The 25,460-nt window shown below is 42.8% G+C and carries 21 protein-coding genes and 1 riboswitch; of the genes, 7 read left to right on the top strand and 14 right to left on the bottom strand.

Going from position 1 to position 25,460, the window contains the following annotated elements; genetic code table 11:
- Window positions 1-47 precede the first annotated feature (47 nt).
- Both KTR07_RS16805 and rlmD read right to left on the bottom strand, forming a co-directional pair.
- Window positions 48-968 (bottom strand): RluA family pseudouridine synthase, encoded by a 921-nt coding sequence (locus tag KTR07_RS16805; RefSeq protein WP_008765521.1) that lies wholly within the window; start codon window positions 966-968, stop codon window positions 48-50.
- 35 nt (window positions 969-1,003) lie between these two features.
- Window positions 1,004-2,422 (bottom strand): 23S rRNA (uracil(1939)-C(5))-methyltransferase RlmD, encoded by a 1,419-nt coding sequence (gene rlmD, locus KTR07_RS16800; protein WP_008765522.1) that lies wholly within the window; start codon window positions 2,420-2,422, stop codon window positions 1,004-1,006.
- 199 nt (window positions 2,423-2,621) lie between these two features.
- Here rlmD and ppdK point away from each other — a divergent pair, with 199 nt between their 5' ends.
- From ppdK to KTR07_RS16785, 3 genes are all read left to right on the top strand, one after another.
- The gene (ppdK, locus tag KTR07_RS16795) at window positions 2,622-5,342 is read left to right on the top strand and encodes a pyruvate, phosphate dikinase (protein WP_113748455.1); all 2,721 of its coding nucleotides are present in this window, start codon (window positions 2,622-2,624) and stop codon (window positions 5,340-5,342) included.
- 258 nt (window positions 5,343-5,600) lie between these two features.
- Window positions 5,601-6,116 (top strand): outer membrane beta-barrel protein, encoded by a 516-nt coding sequence (locus tag KTR07_RS16790; RefSeq protein ID WP_008761320.1) that lies wholly within the window; start codon window positions 5,601-5,603, stop codon window positions 6,114-6,116.
- 189 nt (window positions 6,117-6,305) lie between these two features.
- Window positions 6,306-6,878: a porin family protein gene (locus KTR07_RS16785; protein ID WP_008765529.1), complete on the top strand. Its 573-nt coding sequence runs from the start codon at window positions 6,306-6,308 to the stop codon at window positions 6,876-6,878.
- Between the two features lie 92 nt (window positions 6,879-6,970).
- On the opposite strand, the gene KTR07_RS16780 is transcribed toward KTR07_RS16785, so the two are convergent.
- The 10 genes from KTR07_RS16780 to KTR07_RS16735 all read right to left on the bottom strand — a co-directional run bounded on the left by KTR07_RS16780 (window position 6,971) and on the right by KTR07_RS16735 (window position 17,719).
- On the bottom strand, window positions 6,971-7,579 hold the full coding sequence (locus KTR07_RS16780) for a thiamine phosphate synthase (protein ID WP_008765530.1): 609 nt from the start codon (window positions 7,577-7,579) through the stop codon (window positions 6,971-6,973).
- A 61-nt stretch (window positions 7,580-7,640) separates the two neighbouring features.
- On the bottom strand, window positions 7,641-8,333 hold the full coding sequence (locus tag KTR07_RS16775; RefSeq protein ID WP_022470238.1) for a HesA/MoeB/ThiF family protein: 693 nt from the start codon (window positions 8,331-8,333) through the stop codon (window positions 7,641-7,643).
- 4 nt (window positions 8,334-8,337) lie between these two features.
- The gene (thiH, locus tag KTR07_RS16770; RefSeq protein WP_008761323.1) at window positions 8,338-9,462 is read right to left on the bottom strand and encodes a 2-iminoacetate synthase ThiH; all 1,125 of its coding nucleotides are present in this window, start codon (window positions 9,460-9,462) and stop codon (window positions 8,338-8,340) included.
- Between the two features lie 71 nt (window positions 9,463-9,533).
- Window positions 9,534-11,231 carry a phosphomethylpyrimidine synthase ThiC gene (thiC, locus tag KTR07_RS16765; RefSeq protein WP_055229807.1) on the bottom strand — a complete coding sequence of 566 codons (1,698 nt, stop codon included), beginning with the start codon at window positions 11,229-11,231 and terminating at the stop codon, window positions 9,534-9,536.
- 80 nt (window positions 11,232-11,311) lie between these two features.
- Window positions 11,312-12,085 carry a thiazole synthase gene (locus tag KTR07_RS16760; protein WP_008765535.1) on the bottom strand — a complete coding sequence of 258 codons (774 nt, stop codon included), beginning with the start codon at window positions 12,083-12,085 and terminating at the stop codon, window positions 11,312-11,314.
- A 12-nt stretch (window positions 12,086-12,097) separates the two neighbouring features.
- Window positions 12,098-12,727, bottom strand: coding sequence for a thiamine phosphate synthase (locus KTR07_RS16755; protein WP_022470236.1), 630 nt, complete (start codon window positions 12,725-12,727; stop codon window positions 12,098-12,100).
- A gap of 4 nt (window positions 12,728-12,731) precedes the next feature.
- On the bottom strand, window positions 12,732-12,932 hold the full coding sequence (gene thiS / locus KTR07_RS16750) for a sulfur carrier protein ThiS (protein WP_016267381.1): 201 nt from the start codon (window positions 12,930-12,932) through the stop codon (window positions 12,732-12,734).
- A 61-nt stretch (window positions 12,933-12,993) separates the two neighbouring features.
- Window positions 12,994-13,088: riboswitch (TPP riboswitch) on the bottom strand.
- Between the two features lie 55 nt (window positions 13,089-13,143).
- The gene (locus KTR07_RS16745; RefSeq protein ID WP_149192785.1) at window positions 13,144-15,126 is read right to left on the bottom strand and encodes a HAMP domain-containing sensor histidine kinase; all 1,983 of its coding nucleotides are present in this window, start codon (window positions 15,124-15,126) and stop codon (window positions 13,144-13,146) included.
- 156 nt (window positions 15,127-15,282) lie between these two features.
- Window positions 15,283-15,900 (bottom strand): superoxide dismutase, encoded by a 618-nt coding sequence (locus KTR07_RS16740; RefSeq protein ID WP_055218172.1) that lies wholly within the window; start codon window positions 15,898-15,900, stop codon window positions 15,283-15,285.
- Window positions 15,901-15,976: 76 nt separating this feature from the next.
- On the bottom strand, window positions 15,977-17,719 hold the full coding sequence (locus KTR07_RS16735) for an RHS repeat protein (protein WP_217315463.1): 1,743 nt from the start codon (window positions 17,717-17,719) through the stop codon (window positions 15,977-15,979).
- Between the two features lie 147 nt (window positions 17,720-17,866).
- Here KTR07_RS16735 and KTR07_RS16730 point away from each other — a divergent pair, with 147 nt between their 5' ends.
- Both KTR07_RS16730 and KTR07_RS16725 read left to right on the top strand, forming a co-directional pair.
- Window positions 17,867-20,233, top strand: a complete 2,367-nt coding sequence (locus tag KTR07_RS16730; protein ID WP_074855483.1) for an ATP-dependent helicase — start codon at window positions 17,867-17,869, stop codon at window positions 20,231-20,233.
- Between the two features lie 23 nt (window positions 20,234-20,256).
- Window positions 20,257-20,952 (top strand): hypothetical protein, encoded by a 696-nt coding sequence (locus KTR07_RS16725; RefSeq protein ID WP_008765541.1) that lies wholly within the window; start codon window positions 20,257-20,259, stop codon window positions 20,950-20,952.
- Between the two features lie 89 nt (window positions 20,953-21,041).
- Here the strand turns inward: KTR07_RS16725 and KTR07_RS16720 are convergent, their stop codons facing one another.
- On the bottom strand, window positions 21,042-22,079 hold the full coding sequence (locus KTR07_RS16720) for a TolB-like 6-bladed beta-propeller domain-containing protein (RefSeq protein ID WP_008765542.1): 1,038 nt from the start codon (window positions 22,077-22,079) through the stop codon (window positions 21,042-21,044).
- A gap of 188 nt (window positions 22,080-22,267) precedes the next feature.
- On the bottom strand, window positions 22,268-23,419 hold the full coding sequence (locus KTR07_RS16715) for an ATP-binding protein (protein ID WP_008765544.1): 1,152 nt from the start codon (window positions 23,417-23,419) through the stop codon (window positions 22,268-22,270).
- Between the two features lie 482 nt (window positions 23,420-23,901).
- On the opposite strand from KTR07_RS16715, the gene KTR07_RS16710 reads away from it, so the two are divergent.
- Window positions 23,902-25,053, top strand: a complete 1,152-nt coding sequence (locus tag KTR07_RS16710; RefSeq protein ID WP_008765545.1) for a helix-turn-helix domain-containing protein — start codon at window positions 23,902-23,904, stop codon at window positions 25,051-25,053.
- 152 nt (window positions 25,054-25,205) lie between these two features.
- On the top strand, window positions 25,206-25,442 hold the full coding sequence (locus tag KTR07_RS16705) for an NVEALA domain-containing protein (protein WP_008765546.1): 237 nt from the start codon (window positions 25,206-25,208) through the stop codon (window positions 25,440-25,442).
- Window positions 25,443-25,460 lie beyond the last annotated feature (18 nt).

The following is a 25,460-nucleotide window of genomic DNA, read 5'->3' as shown; positions in this document are numbered from 1 at the left end:
TAATCTATGTACAGAGTTGTCAGCAAATAAGGGGAATTTTTATTATTTTATTTCTTCAGGAACAACTTCTTAAACTCTCCTGGATAAGGTGTCTCAAACTCCATTAAATCTCCCGTCACCGGATGATAGAAACAAAGTTTGAAGGCATGGAGTGCCAGTCTTCCGATCGGGTTAAGCGATTCTTCGCCTCCATATCTTCCGTCCCCTATAATGGGATGTCCTAAATCCTGCATATGTACACGAATCTGATTCTTACGTCCTGTTTCCAGATCAAGTTCTAACAGTGAATAACCGTTAGCACGTTTGATTGTCTTGTAGTGTGTGATGGATTTTGAACCACCATCATCGTAATCGCTGGAGCTTACATAAAGAGTTTTATCCGTCAGCCAGGAAACCACAGTGTCATAATCCTTCTCCATTGTTCCCTCAACAACAGCTACATAACGGCGGTCAGTCACTATTTCATGCCAGTTGTCACGTAATGTCCGTTGTGTTTTCTCGTCTTTTGCGAACATCATTAATCCTGATGTATCCCTGTCCAGGCGATGTACGATAAACACACGGTGCTGTCTGCCCGAGCGCTGTACATATTCATTCAGAATCGTATAAGCGGTGCGCTCTTTTTGTCGCTCGGTATTGACAGATAAGAGTCCTTGCATTTTTTCCACTACAATGATATAAGCGTCCTCATATACAATTTTCAGCAGTCTGTTATGAAATTCCTTCTTTCCTTTTTCCTTGCTGATTTGTACTTTCATTCCGGGTTGCAGCGGGAAGTTGAACTGAGTGGTGATTACGTTATCTACCAATACCACCCGTTTGCTCAGTAATGACTTCAGTTTCGTACGGCTTGCGTCCGGCATTTTAGCAGCCAGAAACTCCATTAGTTCCATGGGCTCTTTGACTGCATAGTTCGTATATTGGGCACGTGCTTTTTCTGCAGGAGTTCTTCTCGGTCTTTTTTCCATTTCTTTTTTCTTTTGCGAACAATTCAACTAACGTATTATCGAAGCTCCAGCAACACTACATTTTCCACATGATGCGTATGCGGGAACATATCTACAGGTTGCACAGCTTTCACTTTATATTTGCCGTCAAGCAGTTGTAAGTCGCGTGCCTGCGTAGCCGGGTTGCAGCTTACATACACAATCCGCTTCGGTTCGGCAAACAGAATAACATCAACCACATCCTGATGCATACCTGCACGTGGAGGGTCGGTGATAATCACATCCGGACGTCCATGCTGATTGATAAATTCCTGAGTCAGCATATCTTTCATATCTCCGGCATAGAACAAGGCATTCTTAATCTCATTAATCTCGGCATTTACCTTTGCGTCTTCGATAGCTTCCGGTACATACTCGATACCAATCACCTGACGAGCCTGGCGGGATACAAAATTGGCAATGGTTCCCGTTCCGGTATATAGGTCGTATACCAGTTCCTTTCCGGTCAGCCCGGCAAATTCGCGGGCTATCTTATATAAATTGTATGCCTGTTCGGAATTGGTCTGATAGAATGATTTCGGACCGACTTTGAAACGCAGTCCTTCCATTTCTTCAAACATATGGTCTTTTCCCTTGAATACATGTACATCCAGATCATTGATCGTATCGTTGCACTTATTATTAATAATGTATAGGAGAGAAGTGATTTCGGGGAATGAATCGGCAATGAACTGCAGCAGTTGCTTGAATAGTTCCATTTCATGGTCTTCTGTAATCTTGCAGATGACAATGACCATCAGCTCTCCTGTTGATGAAGTGCGGATAATCATATTCCGTAACATACCTTCCTGAGTACGCAGATTGATGAAGGAGTAATCATGCTCGTAAGCATAATCGCGTACAGCATTACGAATACGATTGGAGATGTCGTCCTGTAACCAGCATTTTTCAATAGCCAGCACTTTGTCGAAAGCTCCGGGAATATGAAAACCTACAGCATTCATCTGATCATACTTCACATCCTGCCGAACTTCATCGTTCGTGAGCCAGCGTTTGTTCGAAAAAGTGAACTCCAGTTTATTCCGGTAGAACTCTGTTTTGGCAGAACCCAGAATCGGTGAAATTTCCGGAAGTTCGATCTTTCCGATGCGTCTCAGATTGTCTTCTACTTGTTTCTGCTTATACCTGATTTGTTCCGAATAGGGGAGTACCTGCCATTTACAACCGCCGCATACGCCGTAGTGTTGGCAGAAAGGAACGGCACGTACGGGCGACAGCTCGTGGAATTTCACAGCTTCGGCTTCGGCGTATTTGTTCTTTTTGCGCTTGATCTGCAGGTCTACAACATCACCTGGCACTACATAAGGAACAAAAATCACCAGGTCGTTTACTTTTGCGATGGCTTTTCCTTCGGCAGCCACATCCGTTATTGTTACCTTCTCCAGCAGGGGAAGTTCTTTTCTCTTTCTTGCCACTTTTACACCAATCTAATAATTATGATGCAAAAGTAGGTATTTTTTTTGGAAAACTTTCGTGTCTATGAAAATATTCCAGATTGTAATGTCGAAATTGCATTTTAATAGAAAGTTTTTTCTCAAAAAGTTTTCTGGTTTGCGAAATATACTTAGATTTGCGAACAGAAAAAAATCATAATGTAACTTTAAACACAATATTATGGATAAAAAAAGAGTTTATACCTTTGGAAATGGTCAGGCAGAAGGAAAGGCCGACATGAAGAATTTGTTAGGTGGTAAAGGTGCCAATCTTGCCGAGATGAATTTAATTGGAATTCCCGTTCCTCCCGGATTCACAATAACTACAGAAGTTTGTACGGAGTATAATACGTTGGGACGTGATAAAGTGGTTGAGTTGCTGAAAGATGAAGTAGTAAAGGCCATTGCCCGTGTAGAAGAATTGATGAAATCTAAATTCGGTGACATCGAAAATCCATTGTTGGTTTCTGTACGTTCAGGTGCCCGTGCGTCTATGCCGGGTATGATGGATACTATTCTGAACCTGGGTCTGAATGACGAGGTGGTGGAAGGTATTATCCGCAAGACTGGTAATGCCCGTTTTGCTTGGGACTCTTATCGTCGTTTTGTACAGATGTACGGTGACGTTGTTCTGGGCATGAAGCCGACGAACAAGGAAGATATCGATCCGTTCGAAGCAATCATTGAAGAAGTAAAAGAATCAAAAGGAGTGAAGCTTGATAACGAGCTGGAAGTAGCAGACCTGCAAGAACTTGTGAAGAAATTCAAGGCCGCTGTGAAAGAACAGACTGGAAAAGATTTCCCGACTTGTGCTTACGAACAACTTTGGGGAGCTATCTGTGCCGTATTTGATTCATGGATGAACGAACGTGCTATCCTTTATCGTAAGATGGAAAGTATCCCTGATGAATGGGGAACAGCTGTAAACGTACAGGCTATGGTATTCGGTAATATGGGTGACACTTCTGCAACGGGTGTTTGCTTCTCTCGTGATGCCGGTACAGGTGAAGACCTTTTCAACGGTGAATACCTGATCAACGCACAAGGTGAAGATGTGGTAGCCGGTATCCGTACTCCGCAACAGATTACGAAGGTTGGTTCTCAGCGCTGGGCTGTACTGGCAGGTGTGACTGAAGATATTCGTGCTGCGAAATTCCCTTCAATGGAAGAAGCTATGCCGGAAATCTATAAGGAACTGGATGCATTGCAGACTAAATTGGAGAACCACTATAAAGATATGCAAGACATGGAGTTCACCGTACAGGAAGGTAAGTTATGGTTCCTGCAGACTCGTAACGGTAAACGTACCGGTGCGGCTATGGTGAAAATCGCAATGGACTTGCTCCGTCAGGGCATGATTGATGAAAAGACTGCTTTGATGCGTGTAGAACCTAACAAACTGGATGAACTTCTTCACCCGGTATTCGATAAATCTGCTTTGAAACAGGCGAAAGTACTGACTCGCGGTCTTCCGGCTTCTCCGGGCGCTGCAACCGGTCAGATTGTCTTCTTCGCTGATGATGCCGCCGAATGGCATGCTGCCGGAAAGAAAGTGGTAATGGTACGTATCGAGACTTCTCCGGAAGACTTGGCCGGTATGGCAGTTGCAGAGGGTATCCTGACAGCTCGTGGTGGTATGACTTCTCATGCTGCTGTGGTAGCTCGTGGTATGGGTAAATGTTGTGTATCCGGTGCAGGAGCATTGAATATCGACTATAAGACTCGTACAGTAGAAATTGACGGCATTGTTTTGAAAGAAGGCGATTATATTTCTTTGAACGGTAGTACAGGCGAAGTATATAATGGTAAGGTAGAAACTCAGGCTGCCGAACTTTCCGGAGACTTTGCCGATTTGATGAAACTCTCGGATAAATATACCCGTCTGCAAGTACGTACCAATGCGGATACTCCTCACGATGCGGAAGTAGCACGCAACTTTGGTGCAGTAGGTATCGGTCTTTGCCGTACGGAACATATGTTCTTCGAAGGTGAAAAGATCAAGGCAATGCGTGAAATGATTCTGGCAGAAAATGCAGAAGGACGTCGTAAAGCACTCGCTAAGATTCTTCCGTATCAGCAAGCCGACTTTAAGGGTATTTTTAAAGCAATGGCCGGTTGTCCGGTGACAGTTCGTCTGCTCGATCCTCCTTTGCATGAGTTTGTTCCTCATGATACGAAGGGACAGCAGGAAATGGCTGATACGATGGGTGTAAGCCTGCAATATATCCAGCAACGTGTAGAATCGCTGTGTGAACACAATCCGATGTTGGGTCACCGCGGTTGCCGTTTGGGAAATACATATCCTGAAATAACTCAGATGCAGACACGTGCTATCTTGGGTGCTGCTCTTGAACTGAAGAAAGAAGGAGTAGAGACACATCCTGAAATCATGGTTCCGTTGACCGGTATTTTATATGAATTCAAGGAACAAGAGAAGGTGATTCGTGAAGAGGCTGCCAAGTTGTTTGAAGAAGTGGGCGACAGCATTGATTTCAAAGTAGGTACTATGATTGAAATTCCTCGTGCAGCTCTGACTGCTGACCGTATTGCTTCATCTGCTGAATTCTTCTCATTCGGAACGAATGACTTGACTCAGATGACCTTCGGATATTCTCGTGACGATATCGCTTCCTTCCTTCCGGTTTATCTGGAAAAGAAGATTCTGAAAGTAGACCCGTTCCAGGTGCTCGATCAGAATGGTGTAGGTCAGTTGGTACGTATGGCTACAGAAAAGGGCCGTGCTATCCGTCCGGATTTGAAATGCGGTATCTGTGGCGAACATGGTGGTGAACCGTCTTCAGTGAAGTTCTGCCATAGAGTAGGTTTGAATTACGTTAGTTGCTCTCCGTTCCGGGTACCTATCGCAAGATTAGCAGCGGCGCAGGCAGCAATTGAAGGATAGAAAGATAAACTGGTTAGAAAGTTAACTTTCTGATAATTGGGCTGTAATCGTCTCGTGAGAGAATGATTACAGCCTTTTTTGTTGGATGATGTTATTTTTAATTGTATTTGTTCAGCCCTGATAATCAGCCATTAATAATGATTTGTTTGGTGATTATTATAAAAAACTAACTAAATATTTGTTTAAGATGAAGAAGTAGCTTAATTTTGCCCCCGAAAACAAAACATGTTTTTATTTTATAACTTAAAAAGAAAGAAGATGAAAAAGGGTTTATTATTGGTAGTTGTAATGTTAGCAACTATCGCTGTAAAAGCACAGGACATTTACGTAGGCGGATCATTGAACGTATGGCGTAACAGCACAGGCAACACTACTTCTTTTAAAGTTGCTCCGGAAATCGGCTACAATTTTAATGAAACATGGGCATTGGGTGCTGAACTGAACTATTCACACGAATATGTGAAACAAGTGACTGCAAATTCAGTTACTGTTGCTCCGTACATCCGTTGGTCTTACTATCAGAATGATGCTGTACGTCTGTTCCTGGACGGAACTGCTGCTATTGGTTTCGTGAAAATCAAAGATGGTGATACCACTAAAGCAGGTCAGATCGGTTTGAGACCGGGTATCGCTGTTAAACTGAACGATCATTTCTCTTTTATCGCCAAGTATGGTTTCTTGGGATATCGTAAGAATGTGAACACTTCCGGAGATTCTTTCGGTCTGATGTTGACTAGCGAAGATTTGTCTATTGGTTTCCACTACAATTTCTAATCGGGTAGTAGATAATAAAAAATAGGAAAGGGGATTCTCTGAAATAGGGAATTCCCTTTCTTTGTGTGTAATCTCTATATTTTACACGTTTGTTAACGAAAAAGTTGTTTGATATATATATCAATCATATATTTGCATTGTTAATTAAACAGATGATTTAACTATAGTATTAATTAAAACTTTAGAATTATGAAAAAGAGTGCTTTATTTATTTTATTTGCGCTGATTTCAGTTGCTGGCTTTTCACAGATTACAGGTTGGAATGCTAAGGTAGGAATGAACATTAGTAATTATACAGGTGATGCTGATTTGAATGCAAAGATTGGCTTTAAACTTGGAGGTGGTTTTGAATATGCTTTTGATAATACTTGGTCATTACAGCCATCATTGTTTTTGTCGACTAAAGGAGCAAAAAAGGATGGTAATAGCATAAATGCAATGTATTTGGAATTACCAGTTATGGCTGCTGCTCGTTTTAATGTTGCGGATAATACAAATATTGTGGTTAATGCTGGTCCTTATTTGGCATGTGGTATTGCTGGTAAAACCAAAATTGATTTGGGGAATGATACGGAACGTAAGTATGATACATTTGGTGATGATGCTTTAAAACGTTTTGATGCCGGTCTTGGTGTTGGAGTAGCTTTGGAATTAGGTAAGGTTATTGTAGGATTGGATGGTCAATTTGGTTTAGTAGATGTAGAAAAAATAGGTAATCCTAAAAATACAAACTTTTCTATTGTATTAGGATATAAATTCTGATAAGAAAATTACTAAAAAGTAAACCGCTGTAAAAGATTACTTACAGCGGTTTCTTTATTTATGATTGTATATAATATTCGAATCGATATTTCTTAGTCCGCCAATTTCTTTAACTTTTTGAAATGCTCGATCACAGCCAGATAATTCTGATCCAGACAGGCATCAAATTTATTCCAGAGATCCCCCAGTACAACAGCCCCTCCAAATCCGAAATCTTTTATTTCTAGTAGATTATCTTCATTAATACCTCCAAGTGCCATTACTTTTGAGTCAATGATCTTAGCTTTCTGTGCCTCACGAAGTTCTTCTGCCGTATAAGTAGAATAGTAATTAACCTTCGAAATACTATCGTAAATGGGACTCATGAAAATGTAATCATAGAAATGCTTTCTGTTCTTCACCTCTTCTACGGAATGGCAGGAACAACTGACGTGTCCGGCATAGTCATGCGGTTCGCTCGGATTGCGTGCATTCAGGTGGATACCCATCAGATTGAACTCTTCTTTCAGATAAAAATGTTCGTGTGTCACAATGCGGCGATGATATTTTTCCGGAATCAGCGTCAGTAATCGTTCGGAATACATGGCCGGTGTCTCAGGTTTTCTGAGATGTAGAATATCCAGTCCCTCCTCGAAAAGAGCGGTAATGATCTTATCTTCTTCAACGAAGAACGTGGGCGTGGTAACTACAATTAGTTTCATTTCCTGTGTAAAGTTGTAAAGTTTAGCAAAGTTACTAATTAACTATTTCAGAAACCAACGTTTATAGTGAAAATTTGTTAGATTGCAATGTGCGCAAGTCAATAGTCCATAGTTTACCTGATAATACTTCGCCAAATCCACAGATAATCTTCAGCACTTCCGTTGCTTCGATGCTTCCTGTTACCGCAGGAGTAATGCCCATTACACCTTTGGGAGGCGGAGGCATTCGCCTCATTTCTTCTTCGTCCGGATATAAGTCCCGATAACTTTTTTTCTCTTCTCCGTAATGAAAAACGGATACCTGACCTTCAAAGCCGCAGATTGCTCCATAGACATACACTTTCCCCATTTCGGCACAGATGTCATTGATAAGATAGCGGGTAGAAAAGTTGTCGCAGCCGTCTACTACTATATCATACTGACTGATAATTTCCTGTGCGTTTTCCTCCGTTAAACGGATTGGATAAGTCCGGATAGTTATCTCGCTGTTTAGTGCGGAAAGTCGTTCGGCGGCACATATTGCCTTGGGTTTACCTAATTCTTTCTCCGAATAGAGCACTTGCCGTTGCAGATTACTGATGCTGACTACATCGTCATCTACCAGTCCAATGCAGCCTACTCCTGCTCCGGTCAGATAGAGGGCTATGGGAGAGCCTAGCCCTCCCACGCCTACAATAAGAACCTTTGCTTGCTTCAGTTTCTGCTGACCGTCTTCTCCGATTTCGGGAAGGATCATTTGCCTGTCGTATCGCATCGTTTTATCTTTTAAAGTCAAAAGACTGGTCCCAATCCTTCCAGACCGGTTCACGTCCTAATTTCCTCAGGTCACGTTCCACTTCTACCGCTTTCCGTTCGTCACTCACATGGAACTGCTCCAGTGTTTGCGGGTAGCTGTAATATCCGCCCGGTTCTGTCTTGCTTTCGGCACTCATGGTTGTCACGCCCAGTGTTGCCATGTGATTTCGTATCTCGGCGCTTTCACGGGTAGAATAGGAGATATCTACATCATGATCGAAGATTCGCATGGCGAAAGTAAGCTGTGCAAGTTCCCGGTCGTTCATGATAACATTGGGTTGGAAGCCATCGTTTTCGGATGGACGCATACGGGGGAAGTTGACGCTGTATTTGGTCTTCCAGTAGTGTTTCTGCAGGTAGCGGAGGTGGTAAGCCATCATTGTCACATCTGTCCGCCATTCCTCCAGACCGATCAGGACACCCATGCCGATCTTATGGACACCCGCCTGTCCCATACGATCGAATCCATCGACACGCCATTCGAATTTGGACTTCATGCCTCGCGGGTGATACTTTTTATAGTTCGCCTTATTATAAGTTTCCTGAAAGCAGATGACTCCGTTCAGCCCGTGATGGGTGAGTTCTTTGTATTCTTCCGCTTTGAGGGGCATCACTTCAATCTGAAGGTTACTGAAATAAGGTTTTGCCAGATCGAGAGCACGGGCGATGTAAGGTACACCTGCTGCTGCCGGATTTTCACCTGTCACGAGTAAAAGATTCTCAAAAGGAGCCAGCCGTTTGATTGCTTTGTATTCGTTGATGATTTCCTCCTCCGTCAGAATCGTTCTTTTCATCGGATTACTGATATGGAAACCGCAATAGACGCAGGAGTTGGTGCATGAATTGGTGATATAGAGCGGCACAAACATAGAGATTGTTTTGCCGAACCGCTCCATCGTATATTTCTGGCTGAGACGGGCCATCACTTCCAGATAGGGAGTGGCGGCAGGTGAGATCAATGCCATAAAATCATTGACATCCAGATGCTCTTTTTTGCCTAATGCACGGCGCACATCGGCATCTGTCTTGGAATAGATGGCTTTTGTCGTCTCTTCCCAGGATATTTTTTCTAATTCGTCTGAGAACATTTTAATTAATTGAAAGTTGAAAATTAAAAAGAAATGAGGTTGTGATTTGGTTTTGGTATAATCACAATTCATTATTTATCACTCTTGGCATTTTTCTTCAGATCACGGGATAATCTCATGGCGCAGAAATTAGGTCCGCACATCGTGCAGTATTCTCCGTCAATGTGATGTCCCGCGCGGAAATATCCCTGTGCCCGTTCCGGATCGAGAGACAAGTCGAACTGATCTTTCCAGCGGAATTCGTAACGGGCCTTGCTCAAGGCATTGTCGCGTACCTGTGCTCCCGGATGCCCTTTGGCAAGGTCGGCAGCATGAGCGGCAATCTTATAAGTGATAACCCCCACACGTACGTCTTCTTTGTCCGGCAGGGCAAGATGCTCTTTCGGAGTGACATAACAAAGCATCGCCGTACCTAACCAGCCGATTTGAGCAGCTCCGATAGCAGAGGTAATGTGATCGTAGCCAGGAGCGATATCCGTCACTAAAGGGCCGAGTGTATAAAATGGCGCATCATGGCATTTCTCAATCTGACGTTCCATGTTCTCCTTGATTTTATGCATCGGTACGTGTCCCGGACCTTCGATGAATGCCTGCACGTTCTTTTCCCATGCACGAAGTACCAGTTCTCCCATCGTGTCCAGTTCTGCAAACTGTGCTTCGTCGTTGGCATCATGGATAGAGCCCGGACGCAGTCCGTCTCCCAATGATACGGCAACGTCGTATTGAGCCAGAATATCACAGATATCGTCAAAGTGTTCATACAGGAAACTTTCCTGATCGTGCACCAGACACCATTTGCTCATGATGCTTCCTCCACGGCTGACAATGCCGCACAGACGTTTATCGGCAAGATGAACATTATGACGGCGGATACCTGCATGAATCGTAAAATAATCTACTCCCTGTTCGCATTGTTCGATCAGTGTGTCCCGATAGATTTCCCAGTTAAGGTCTTCCACTACACCATTCACTTTCTCAAGTGCCTGATAGATAGGTACAGTGCCTACCGGTACAGGGCAGTTGCGGATGATCCATTCACGTGTCTCATGAATATTTTCTCCTGTTGAAAGGTCCATCAGCGTATCACCTCCCCATTTGCAGCTCCATAAAGCCTTTTCCACTTCCTCGTCAATGCTGGAAGTGGTGGCGGAGTTTCCGATATTCGTATTGATTTTCACTAGGAAGTTACGGCCGATAATCATCGGTTCGGCTTCCGGATGATTGATGTTGGCAGGCAGCACTGCACGTCCTTCTGCTATTTCTTTACGGACAAATTCGGGAGTAATGTGAGTCTCGATTCCCAGTTCCTCACAGTTCATATTTTCGCGGATCGCCACATATTCCATTTCCGGAGTGATGATTCCTCGTTTGGCGTATGCTATCTGAGTGATGGCTTCTCCCTTTTTGGCACGATAGGGAAGGGCAATGTGTTCAAAGCGGAGATGATCCAGACTTTTGTCATCACGTCTCATTTGTCCGTATTCCGAAGTGATTTCGGGGAGTTGCTCTACGTCACCGCGTCCCACAATCCATTCTTCACGTAAGCGGGGAAGTCCTTTCTTGAGATCAATGCTCATTGACGGGTCACTGAACGGACCGCTGGTGTCATATACGTATACTTCCGGATTCGGAGTAGCTATCTTTTCTTCTCCTTCGAAGCTGACACTGGGCACTTGTTCAACTTTCCGCATGGCTACACGGATGTTCGGATAGAGTTTACCCGGCAGATACACTTTCTGAGAACGGGAAAATTTTATTTTTTGTTCCATAGAATTTTATTATCGTATTATTAAGAATAGTGAAACAAACACTACTCCCTACTTATTACCTATTACTTATCACCTATTACTTATTCCAAAAATGCAGTTAAAGGTGAACTTGCTTCTGCTATAAAGTTATCAGCCTGCAGACCCAGTCCTGCTTCGTATGCCCGTCTTCCGGCTTCGGTGGCGGCTTTGAAGGCCAACGCCATTTCTACCGGATTGCCTGCTACGGCGATGGCGGTATTTACCAGTACGGCAGAAGCTCCCAGTTCCATTGCTTCGGCAGCGTGGCTCGGTGCACCGATTCCGGCATCTACGACAACGGGGATACCGGCCTGTTCGATAATAATCTGCAGGAATTCTTTGGTTTGCAGTCCTTTGTTAGTTCCGATGGGAGCACCCAGCGGCATTACGGTAGCGGCACCGGCTTCTTCCAGTCGTTTGCAGAGCACAGGGTCGGCCTGGCAATAGGGTAATACGATGAAGCCCAGTTTGACAAGCTGTTCTGTAGCCTTCAGGGTTTCGATAGAGTCGGGGAGCAGATAGCGCGGATCCGGATGGATTTCCAGTTTCAGCCAGTTGGTACCAAAAGCTTCACGTGCCATCTGTGCGGCGAAAACAGCTTCTTCCGCATCGCGTACTCCCGATGTGTTGGGTAGCAACTGGATATTCGGATGAATAATATGTTTCAGCATGTCGTCTTCTTTGTCATCCATGTCGATGCGCTTCATTGCTACGGTTACCATTTCAGTGCCCGATGTCAGAATGGCTTGTTCCATTACTTCATTGGAATTGAATTTTCCTGTACCCAGAAAAAGGCGGGAGTCGAACTCACGGCCTGCAATTACTAACTTTTCCACTTTTCAATTATTTTATTTGATTATACATTTCATGTTCAAAATCTTTCGTGTTTCCGCTGCCGGATCCTCCGCCCGAAGAATCGTTCCGGAAAGTGCTATTCCGTTCACTCCGGTTTCGAGTATGGCGGGTATATCCTCACAGGTGATTCCTCCGATGGCTACTACCGGCAGTTCGATATTCGCTTCTTTCATCTGAGATAAAATAGCGGCATAACCTTCCAGTCCCAGAACAGGACTCAGGTTTTTCTTTGTAGTGGTAAACCGGAAAGGACCGATGCCGAGGTAATCCGCTCCGGCACGGTAGTGCTGTACGACATCTTCGAATGTATTTGCCGTACCTCCGATAATAAATGCTTCTCCAAGTAATTGTCGTGCCTGATCTATCGGCATGTCTTTTTTGCCCAGATGCACTCCGTCCACTTCCAGCTTTTTGGCAAGTTCGACGTGATCATCCAGAAGTAAGATCGCTTCTTTTTCTTTGCAGAGAGGCTTTAGTTGGAGGGCAACAGCTTCCACCTCTTCATACGGAGCTTCCTTCATGCGTAGCTGAATCCATTTACATCCTCCTTCAAGTGCCATGAGTGCCGATTCGAAATAAGTATACCGATCGGTCTGGTGGGTGATAAATTGTAGACTGACCATACTTTTACCCTCCACAAGCCGCTTTGATGACCACGAGGTTATCATTCTCCTGTAACGCGAATTTCTCCCATTCGGAACGTGGAATCATTTTGTTGTTTACGGCAATAGCGATGCCTTGTGCCGGAAGTTCCAGTTGGGCAGCCAGTTGTGTAAGGGTAGAAGCAGGAGTCATTTCCACCTCTTTGTTGTTAACTTGTACTTTCATTGTCCTATCAGTATTAATAAGTTGAAAGTAAATACAAAGAGCGTGCTTATATAGAAAGGCGATAAGAAAGAAACACAATCCCTACGTCAGTGCTAACTGCCTCAGGTTCCTAGGGTATAATCTCAGCCCCTCTTTGGGGCACCCCTTTGTCTTTACGGGAGCAAAGTAAGCGAAAAAGAAACAAAGATTCATCAAATTATCCGGTTTTTTTTCATTTTTCTTCCGATTCCCGTTTTTTGATAGGATGAGAAAAGACAAACCGTGCTCCGTTCTTATAATTCTTGTCAATCCAGATATCGCCTCCCATGCGTTGTATGGTCAGTTTGCAGATTGCCAGTCCCAAGCCTGTTCCCTGCACAAATTCGTTGAGCTTCTCAAAACGCTGGAATACCAGTTCCTGCTTGTCTTCGGGGATGCCCGCGCCTGTATCGGTCACAGAGAACAGCATACACTGGTCTTCTTCGTCTATTTCATAATCCAGCGTGATACTTCCGCCGTCGGGAGTAAACTTCAGGGCATTGTTCAGTAAGTTGATGATCACCTGCTGCAAACGTAGCGGATCGGTATAGAGCATATAAGGCTCTTTCGGCATCTGAAGCCTGACATCTATATCTCTTGTCCGGTTCTTTCTGGTCAGTGTGATCATGTTCTGGCAATGATTTACCAGTTCGCACCATTCATACTTGAACAGCAGTTTGCCTGATTCCAAGCGTGATACATCCAGTACATCACTGATCAGTTGCAATAACAATTCGGAATTAGTCTGGATGATATCCGCATATTCCTTCTGCTCGTCCGTTGTTTCCACGGTATCGATCAGCAGGCTGGAAAAGCCGACAATGGCGTTCAGCGGTGTCCGTATTTCGTGGCTCATATTTGATACGAAGGCACTTTTCAGTTGATTGGCTTCTTCGGCACGCTCTTTGGCATGACGTAGTGCAATTTCCGATAATTCCAGTTTCTTTTTATCTTCCCTTAGTTGGGCTGTAGTCTTCTCAAGGTGATTCTTTAAGATTTTTGTCCGGTAATAATAATACAGTGAGATAAACAGTCCGCCTATCAGTACAAGGAAGGTAAACAGGATGAATTGCACTTCCGTCCGATATGCCTGAAAGAAAGGCACCTGTTGGTTGATGATAAGTGAATTGAAAGGTAGTTTCTTGTCCTGAAATCCCCATTCATGCAGTTTGTTGGCATCAAATTTGTATCTGTTGGGCAACAAATGAATGTGGCTGACATTGTTTTTCCCCTTGTCCAGAAATTGATAAGCCTGTTCTCCCATGCTTCTCCCTATTCCGTCGTACTGGGGGATATACCCTCCGATTGCCCAATAACCGATGGCAGTAGCAGTCAGGCTGAAAACAGGCAACTCTGGATTCGCTTTGGAGAAAGCATATACAGAGTTGTTCATATACGTTATGCCCCGATTGTCAATTCTCCAGATACCCAGTAGTGCAACCGAATTTTGGGGGATATCGCGTAGTTGTTTGACGGCAGCATCAAGGGTGTGGATACGGCCGTCAATATAGGTCGTCGATATTTCCGGATAGCGTTTCATATTCTTTTTCACCCACGCTTGTTCGGCAAGTCCGTTGTAGGTGTTGTCCGAGATGAACACTAAATGTTTCATATCCGGATAAAAGCTTCGCATCATTTCTATGTCCTTGTCGATATCATATTCATATGTGTTACAGTATATTATATTGTATTTATTCATTCTTTCCGTTAAGTCGATGCTCTGAGGTTCGTAGGTCTGTATATCAATAGAGTCTTCCGGAATACGGATGCCGTTGCGCGATGCCATAGCGCAAAATACGGGCAGTTGTCTGTACTTCTCGTCTTCAAGGTGCAGGAAACTGCTCCACGCTTCGCCACCCAGCAGGATGACCAGCTTGGCGTTCGGATGTTTGTCCAGAATGTTGGTAAGTCTTTTTTTCCATTTTCTGGATTGATTGAGGTCGGTAACATTCATGTTTTCTACGATGGTGGAATACTTGCCACCCAGTTGGCGGTACGTTTCTACGAACGTGTTGATATTATCGTAGGTATATTTAGTATCGGAATTATAGGACGTCACGAAAAGTATCTCCTCTTCCAATTCTTCCGGGGTAGCCGCGTTACTGATGAAAGAGAGCAAAAGGAAGAAGGCAACAAAGAAAATGCGCCATTCTTTATTTTTTTGTTGAAGTGTCATAATTGTCTGTTTTGATTTTCGGCTATTGCAAAAATACAATTTATGCCTTTGAAATACAATAGAAAGCTTAGTTTTTTTGTTGTAGAAAAAAGGCCGCTGTGAAATCCACAACGACCTTTTCAATAGTATAGTTTAGCTTAATTTTAATGAGTCCGGTTACATTCGTTTTTCTACCACATCCCAGTCGATGATGTTCCACAGGGCGTTTACGTGGTCGGCACGGCGGTTCTGGTAGTCCAGATAGTAGGAGTGTTCCCACACGTCAAAACCCAGAAGTGGTTTCAGTCCGGCGCGTACGGGGTTACTGCCGTTTCCTTCTTTGGTGATATGCAGTTTACCGTCCTTGTCTACTGACAGCCAAGCCCATCCTGAACCGAACAATCCGACTGCTGCTGCATTGAACTCCTTCTTGAAGTTTTCAAAGCTGCCGAAATCACGTTTGATGGCTTCTCCCAGTTTGCCTGCCGGTTCCTTTTTCGAAGGTTTCGGAGCGAATTGGAGGAAATATAAATTGTGATTCAACACTTGGCCGGCGTTGTTGAAGATAGCTCCATCGGGAGCGGTGGCAACGATTTCTTCTACCGTTTTGCCTTCATATTCTGTTCCGGGCACAAGGCTATTCAGATTATTTACATATGTTTGCAGATGTTTTCCGTAATGGAAATCTATCGTTTGCTGACTGATTACAGGTTCCAGCGCATTGTTTGCGTAAGGAAGTTTAGGCATTTCGTAAGTCATGGTCATAATTATTAAAGACATTAATATAGTATTCATATTGTCAAAACTTTAAATGGTTTTGTTATACTATAATAACAGCCATAGTTCGCAAAAGGTTCACGGTATTTTATTTTTATTTATAAATGTACTGTATACGTTCCACTTGCTGCGGGTTGTCATAGCTGGTGCGGCATATCCATTGCCCCGTATTGTCATATTCGTAATAGGAGTCACCATCGATCCGGTTCCCGTACTCGTCGTACAGGCAGGTCAGGCAGCCGGACGTCTTCTGGCTGTTGCCGAAGATACGTTGGTAGACGATGCGGGTGAGGTATCCGTATTTATCATATTCATACAATTCTTTTTGCGAGAGAATCTGGTTGGGCGAATTGACAAAGAGCATATTCTGATGCTGAGATTCGGTCATTCTGCCTTTGTCGTCGTATTTGTTGACTGTATATCCCTCCATTTCCCCGTTCTTGTTGTACTCTTTGGTTTCCGTCAGTAATCCCTGCTTGTTGTAGCTGCTGACGGTATATCTGCCGTCCATGTATTTTAGAGAATCGCTTTCGATGCTACCGTCGATACCGATGCGGCGTGCACGGCGGTAAAAGTCCGTTTTGGTTTTCGGATTAGTTTTCACTTCGAAGATGCAGTGGCCTTGCGGGTCGTACAGCCTGCTGGTTTGCACCTCGTTGATGGGTTGCCCGTTCTTTTCAGTCACGGATAATGTGGTGGTAAGCTGCCCCTTGTCATTGTAGGTGTAGCTGGTCGTAATATTGCCGGTGCTGTCGGTTTCGCAGCACTTTATCAATCGTCCTTGAGTGTAATATTTCACGGTAGTCGGGGTGGAAACAATGGCTTGCAGGATAAATGGAGCACGCAAATTTTTTGCCTGGTCACGAAATTCCTTATACTTGTGTGTTTTGAGGAATTCCTGCAATAAACCGAGCGATTCGGAGTTGACTATTGCCGGTTTCAGAAGCTCGAAGTCTGCCTTTTCACTGAGATATTCAAGATCGTTCAGGTGAGTCCGTGCACCGGTGGCCAGATAAGGTGTATTCTTATAATCATCGATGATCTGCCGGATGGCGGTGGCATTTCCTTCTTTTTTCAGGCTGTCGATACGTTGGAAAAGGAAATCATCATATAAGGTACGGACCTCGGCAAGATAGGGGCGCGGACCTCTGTCTTGATAATACTTCTGCATTTCGGGGTCTTCAAAGAAGGCTTTGAAGTTTGCAGGAGTCGGGGTGGTCTTCACTAGTTGGTAGAGCCGTACGTTTTCGGAGGCGTTGACTTGTGCGATAAATTTTCCGTTGGGATACTCCTTGACGTAAGTCTGGTAGATGATGGGAGTGGGGGCTTTGAGCATTCCTTCCAGCAGCGCCACCTCGCGGATGTTCTGCAGCCGTTGCAGCATGGCGGAGTCAACCGGATATTCGGTGGCGTGAATGCTGTCCAGCAGTGCCCGGCTGAAAGGAATTTTATCTTTCGAGGCCTCCAGCAGGTTGATAATGGACTGGTCCGCCTTGTCCCGTATCTGAGAAAGCGGAATCTTTTCCCCTTCACAGATACTGGGGAAGTTACTTTGGGCGGCTTTCTCGTAGCAGCCGAAATAGAGGGTGGCTGCCTGTTCGCTCTGTCCGTTCCACAGGTCGTTGAGGACGTCCATCAATGATAAATCTTCGGCATAGTACGCCTTTGTTTCGTCATCCAGTTTTTCCCTGTTCTTCTGCCATTTGTCGGCGTCATTGTCGTTCAGATACCTTAGCAGCTTTTCCATGCGGCTTTGCTTTTGTGCCATTGCTTGCTGTGGTATGCAGGCGATGAGGCACAAACATAAAATAAATGATAAAAATATACTCTTTTTCATTGCTTTGAGTGGTTAGGTTAAATAGTTAGTGATGAAAAATCATAAAAATATCTTCATTGTCAAATGAATGTTATACTTTTGTCGTATTGAAACAAATTTGAACGCCAAGGGTTTGTTAAAAATCCTCATTGTTTTTATAATGCTGTTATGAATACCAACTATATAGAGGAATTAAATGAGAGTCAGTGTGCAGCAGTGACTTATAACGACGGGCCTTCGCTGGTGATAGCCGGTGCAGGTTCGGGAAAGACACGTGTGTTGACTTATAAAATTGCCTATCTGCTGGAAAACGGCTATCAACCGTGGAACATCCTCGCACTGACCTTTACCAATAAGGCGGCGCGTGAGATGAAAGAACGTATAGCCCGTCAGGTGGGCATGGAGCGGGCACGTTATTTGTGGATGGGTACCTTCCATTCCGTCTTTTCCCGCATTCTCCGTGCCGAAGCAAAGTATATCGGATTCACTTCCCAATTTACCATTTATGATTCGGCGGATAGTAAAAGTCTGATCCGTTCCATCATCAAGGAGATGGGACTGGACGAAAAGACATATAAGCCGGGGATGGTGCAGGCCCGCATTTCGAGTGCCAAAAACCATTTGGTTTCTCCTACGGGATATGCCGCCAACAAAGAAGCGTATGAAGGAGATATGGCAGCCAAAGTGCCCGCTGTCCGTGAAATATATACCCGTTACTGGGAAAGATGCCGTCAGGCGGGAGCTATGGATTTCGATGATCTGCTGGTGTATACGTATATTCTGTTCCGCGACTTTCCGGAAGTGCTGGCCCGTTATAGGGAGCAGTTCCGTTATGTGCTGGTGGACGAGTATCAGGATACGAATTATGCCCAGCATAGCATCGTACTCCAGTTGACGAAAGAAAATCAGCGTGTTTGTGTGGTAGGCGATGATGCGCAGAGTATTTACTCTTTCCGTGGAGCGGATATTGATAATATCCTTTATTTCACGAAGGTTTATCCTAACACGAAAGTCTTTAAACTGGAGCAGAATTATCGTTCTACGCAAACCATTGTCTGTGCTGCCAACAGTCTGATCGAAAAGAATGAACGTCAGATTCGGAAAGAAGTATTCTCTGAAAAAGAACGGGGCGAACCGATTGGCGTGTTTCAGGCTTACAGTGATGTGGAAGAAGGGGATATCGTAGCCAATAAGATAGCTGAACTGCGTCGGGAACATAGTTACGGCTATGCTGATTTTGCCATATTATACCGTACGAATGCGCAGAGCCGTGTTTTCGAGGAGGCTCTTCGGAAACGGAGTATGCCCTATAAAATCTATGGCGGACTTTCATTCTACCAGCGTAAGGAGATTAAGGACGTCATTGCTTACTTCCGCTTGGTAGTGAACCCGAATGATGAAGAAGCATTCAAGCGAATCATTAATTATCCTGCCCGTGGCATCGGTGATACGACAGTTGGAAAAATCATCTCCGCTGCCACTGAAAATGGTGTCAGTCTTTGGGCGGCGCTTTGCGAACCATTGAGCTACGGGCTGAACATTAATAAAGGTACGCACACCAAACTGCAAGGTTTCCGTGAACTGATAGAAGGCTTTATGACCGATCAGGTGGACAAGAGTGCGTATGAGATAGGAACGGATATTATCCGCCGGTCCGGCATCATCAATGATGTCTGTCAGGATACTTCGCCGGAGAATCTGAGTCGTAAGGAAAACATTGAGGAATTGGTGAATGGTATGAATGATTTCTGCGCGTTGCGGCAGGAAGAAGGCAACCCGAATATTTCTCTGACAGATTTCCTTTCGGAGATTGCCTTGCTTACTGATCAGGACTCGGACAAAGCGGATGATGGAGAAAAGATAACGTTGATGACCGTTCATTCGGCCAAGGGGCTGGAGTTCAAAAACGTATTCGTAGTGGGGCTGGAAGAAAACCTTTTCCCTAGTGGTATGGTGGGCGATTCTCCCCGTGCTCTGGAAGAGGAGCGCCGTTTGTTCTACGTGGCCATTACCCGTGCCGAAGAACATTGTTATATTTCTTTTGCCAAGACCCGTTTCCGTTATGGAAAGATGGAGTTTGGAAGTCCCAGCCGTTTCTTGCGGGATATCGATGTGAATTATTTGCGGTTGCCGCATGAGGCGGGAGTCAGTCGGTCGGTAGACGAAGGTGCGGGGCGTTTCCGCAGGGAGATCGAAGGTGGATTTACACGTGCGGCATCTCCTACACGAACGCCTTATGGTACTAAATTTTCCGATCGTGAACGTCCGAAGACTCAGGTGATTGCACCCAGTGTGCCGAAGAATTTGAAGAAGGTCAGTGCGGTGAGTGGAAGCAGTACACGGTCGGCTTCAGCCGGTTCGGCATCTGTAACAGGAGTACAGGCGGGGCAGATGATAGAACACGAACGTTTCGGTTTGGGCGAAGTGATCAGGGTAGAAGGAACGGGTGATAATGCAAAAGCAACGATTCATTTTAAAAATGCAGGGGACAAGCAACTATTGTTGCGTTTTGCACGTTTTAAGGTGATAGAGTAATCATAGTAAAATTAGAGATGATCATGAGGAAACAACTAACTGTAATTCTGCTTTCTGCTCTGATGTTGAGCGGATGTGCATCGGGACGTATGGGAAATCCCGGAGCAATTGTAGGTGGTGCTGCAATTGGGGGAAGTCTGGGAAGTTCGATAGGCGGACTTATCGGAGATAATAATCGTGGCTGGAGGGGCGGATATCGCGGCTCTGCCATTGGAAATATTGTTGGCACCATTGCCGGTGCAGCGATAGGGAATGCGCTGACTGCTCCGAAACCGGACCCGATAGAGGAATATGCTTACGTTCCGGAAGTCAGACAAGGGCAGTCTCACTCTAAGTTTAAACCTCGGACGCAGACTCAGCAGCAACTGACTCAGTTGAAACTGCGCAAGATTCGCTTTATTGACGATAACCGTAATCATGCGATAGACGGGGGAGAAAGCAGCAAGATCATCTTTGAAATCATGAATGAAGGACGAAATCCGGTTTATGACGTGGTTCCTATTGTAGAGACGGTCGGGAAAGTGAAACATATCGGCATTTCTCCTACTGTAATGATAGAAGAAATTCTTCCGGGTGAGGGTATCCGCTATACGGCTACGGTCTATGCCGGAAGTAAGCTGAAAGATGGTGAAGTGACTTTCCGCGTAGCGGTGTCCGATGAGAATGGAGTAATCTGTGATTCTCAGGAGTTTACGCTGCCTACGCAGCGGGCGGAATAGGACAAGAATAGCTCAAAATATTCGATTTGTTATAGTGACAGTATGTGCTCGGGATAGTGACACTATCCTTGGCACATACTGTCACTATGTTAATGGGATGGTGACACTATCCCAATACAATAGTCCGGTGCAGTCATTACACAATAAAATGAAGTATCGGTTTCATCTACACAGAAGCATTCTATATGAGTATCTGTCAAAATTTTACGTATCGGTTTTCCTTCCCAGTCGAAAACCCAAATCTCGCTGTTTAGAGTTTCTTTTTGTTCTTCGTGCATCCGATTGGTGTTTGGGTTATACAGTACATAAACATAGTTATTGGAAACGGCAATGCCTCGTGCTCCCAGTTCGGCATCAGGATTATCACTTTCCGCATACACACCGTCTGGGCTTGAATTGAACTGATAATGATAGGGTGCTAACAATAGTCTTTTATGGAGCGTTAATGTTTCCGGCTTATAGTCCCATAGCTCAAGTACATTACTGGTAGCACATGCCAGACGTTTCCGGTCGGTGTTGTAACCGAATTGTGATTGATGAAACATACCTTTAGCCGTATTGGGTATGGTTTCTTCTCCACTTTGATAGTTCGGGAAGTCGCCAGATTTGGATATAACATTGCCGTCATTATCTAAAATAAGGAATCTGCAATCTTCAAAAACGCCGGACGCTATAAAGCGTGATTCGCTCATCGGATAGACTCTGTCAATGCTCATGGGCAGGTGTATCAATTCTCCTTGTCGCCGGATGGAAAAGTCTTTCGCGTTGAATGTATAGTTTTGCGCTGTGAAGTGCCATCGATTGTGTATGAAAGCAGACGAATCAGACAGAAAGAATTCGACAGGGCTTAAAAATTCATCAGGTCCTTGTCCTTGTGGTAGCATTTGATTTACAAAGCGTTGTTCACTAAGACTATAGCAGTATAAAAGGCTGTCTCCTTTAAAATCACCGGCATATAAGATATCTCCTTTCTTTTTTATATCCATTGGAATGGAGATAAAGGCTTCCTTCAAAGCGGTAGATTTAGCAGTTGTGCTTTCGCTAAAGGATACTCTTTTCTGTGATTCACTACAACTGAACAATGGCAATGCCAAAGTAAATAATAGAATGATGTTTTTAGATTTCATTTTGTTTTGCTTTATTTTGTACTATAACTACAAAGATAACGTATGTGTTTTGAAAAACAAGGATATTGAAGAGAAATAGGGCTAAAATATTTATAGTGAGAACATAATAATATAATTGGTATTCGGTAATTACCATATATTGTGTTAACTTTGTGATTTATTTGATGGTAATTGTAGTTGCGTTTTTGCTAAAGGGTATATTTATTGCCATAAATAGTATTGATCCACATACCAAAGAACTTGTCGGTAACCGAATATACTTTATTGATTTCTGTAATAATGTCTTTTTCAAGCAGTTTTTTAGTTGCGGACTGTACAGAACTTGCGGATGTCAGACTGTATCGTTTGATAAATTTCGCTGATGTGACGTTTTCTGCTTCACCTACTTTGGCAATGGCATAAAGCAATTCCTTTTGCTTTTCGGGAATATTAGATAAGATTTCCCGAAAGATTGTATCATTATATGCAATAAGGTTATCTATAGCTGTTTTGATAATTTCCAGTGTACATTCTTTCCCTTTCGGTGTATCTGCAAAAGCTTCATTGAATGTTTTTTGAATATAAAAGGTATGTCCTTTGAATAGCCGATATACTTTTTCTATATTTTCGATTTCAATATGCCGTTTTCTTTTTTGGAAATGGTCTGCGATAAATGGTATATAGATTTCCGGTGCAATGGCTTTCAGTTCCAAAATATCGGCACTGTGGTAGAATGGACGGGATGAAGATAGAAACATTTCCTGCATCATGTGCCGTTCACTTCCGGCAAAGATGAAGTTGCTGTTTTCTATTTTCTGTATGTGTGTGCGTAGTAATGCTTCTATATTCTTCTCGGGATATTTAGCAATTTGTTGAAACTCGTCGATGGCAACAATACAAGGTTTGTCTGCTGCTATCAGGCATTGAAATATTTCTTCCAGTGTATATTCGGGTCGATCAATATCCCCCAGTTCCAGATTGAAAGTAGGTAGATTGGTCAGCGGGTCAAATCCGAATTTACCATTGATTGATTTAAGTGTCTGGATAAACAGGCTCGCCATTTTCTTACTGCGGGGCAATAGTGTTTCATAAATTTCTTTGCCAAGCAGATAAGTGAATTCTCTTAAGCTTGATGTATGGAGTATGTCAATGAAGAAAGTATAATATTCTTCTTTTATTTCAGGTTTCTCATAACAGAAACGGATTAGTCCCGTTTTACCCATTCTTCTGGGTGAGATAATGACAAGGTTATTGCCATTGGTTAATGATTTAACCAGCCTCTCTGATTCTTTCACGCGATCGCAGAAGTACTCGGGTTCTATTTTTCCAGTTACTATAAATGGGTTAATTTCTTTTGCCATACCTGTTTCAATTTTCCGTAAAGGTAGTTATTTGAATAGAATTATGCAAATCGAATAATGTTAATAAAGTATCTAGTCTTGTTTTATGCTTATTGGATATTGAATATTGTTAACAAACTTATTTTTTTTGCTTTAATATGGTCCGTTTCTTTAAAACCAAAGGCCCGTTGGTTTTAAAGAAACGGGTCGTTGGTTTTAAAGGAACGCCCTTTTGGTTTTAAAGGAAAAATGGCGATTTGTATATTATTGATAATCAGTAGCTTGATAAATCCTGTTTTCAGTCTTATTAAATAGTAAAATATTTATATAAGTATAGCTTAATAAATAAGAGTTTTGATGCTACAAACATTTATATTATGAATATTTGTCTGACTACAAAGTGGCTTTTCTTCTATTAAGTTATATCTTTTTTTAAAGAGAAAGTTTAGATTGTTGTGAAAAATGTTATCTTTGTAGTACAAAACAACATAAAGTAAAGCAAAATGAGACCTAAAATCATAATTCTGTTATCTGCTATAGCTTGTATTGGAGGAATTGTATTCTTCCTTGCATGCAAATATACTTATGAATTCAAAGTAACGGAGCTTAAGGAGAAAGCGAAAGAGACTTTTACTGAAGCACTGGATAAAGAGTTGAAAAATAGAAATATAAACGGAGGACTGTCATTTTACTTTAATTCTGAATCGGCTATCTCTACTGAAATGCCTGATTCAGTTTATTGGGAAGATGCGTCAGGAAGACATTTATATCGGATGGATTCCAAGAAAAACTCTATGAATATTACTCATAATAGTAATTTACGTGCTTTGCATACTTTTATTTTTTATGAAAAGCCACTTCAGCCTGACTCTTTAAATCTTATATGGGATGAACAATTAAATAAAGCAGATATTTATTTAGAATCAGCTTTACGTATTTCTTTGACGCATGAAGACGGTAGTGTAGAATCTCAAAAGACCTATCAGAGTGAATGGGGCAATTCTTCAAATTTAGTTTTTACTTTTTATATAGGTTATGCCTGTGAGATAGAAGTAATGGGTTATTTGCATTACACTCTATGGGGGATGATATATAAAGAGGTGCTGCTATATTTATTGCTATATATAATTGTTGGATATGGATTTTATACGTTTTTCATAATTCTCAGTCGCAGGATCAATTCATTACGTAGTAAAGAAATAGTCGAGATTATCAAGGAGACTCCCGTGGAAATCTTAAAAGAGGTTCCTGTGGAAATTATCAAAGAAGTTCAGGTTGAAAAACAAATAATTAAAGAAGTACAGAGAGTGGATATTATTCCCTTACATTCTTACATATTGGGTGAGAGTCTAATATTCTATGCAGATCAGAATATCATAGAGGTAAATGATGTTAAGTATAATATTCAGGGGCAGTCCAGTTTACTTTTAGAACTATTTTTTCAAGAAAAAGATAATGGCTATACATTAAAGGAAGATTTTATTATAGAAAAATTGTGGCCTGATAATTCAGGTAATGATGAGCGAATGCATAAAGCGATTGGACGTCTGCGCTCGTTTCTTAGAAAAATAGATCCTTCATTGAGTATAATAAATAAAAATGGTACTTATCGACTAATTATATCAGAGAAATCTCTTGTTAAGAGAAATAGCTAAAAATGTCGATGAAATGGAGCTATTTTGAATTTCAACTTGATTTCTTCGGATAAAAATGATGCGAGGTCAGGATTGGTCAGCGGTATTCTTTGCTAATTAAGTGCTTCATTACTACTTTTGCTCTCAGAATTAATCTTTAACGCAAAAGTAGTATGAAAAAAAATCTTCTTCTTTTATTATGTATAGTAGCTATTTTATCTACTAAATATTTGGCTTCTCATGAAAAGAGACAAAGTGCTTTATTGTTATATAACATAGAAGCTTTAGCTGCTAACAGTGAGCATGCAGATATTGGACATTGTTATGGAACAGGTACTTTAGATTGTCCTGTATCTCACGATAAAGTTAAATATATCGCTGGAGGATATAGTCTTGAAGGTCTTTATTAGCTTTCTTCTTCTCTTTAT

The organism is Bacteroides sp. MSK.20.82 (assembly GCF_019052485.1).
In the GTDB taxonomy this organism is placed as follows: Bacteria; Bacteroidota; Bacteroidia; order Bacteroidales; family Bacteroidaceae; genus Bacteroides; species Bacteroides thetaiotaomicron.
Note: the sequence above shows the minus strand (reverse complement) of the source record. Positions and strands in the feature narration are given on the sequence as shown.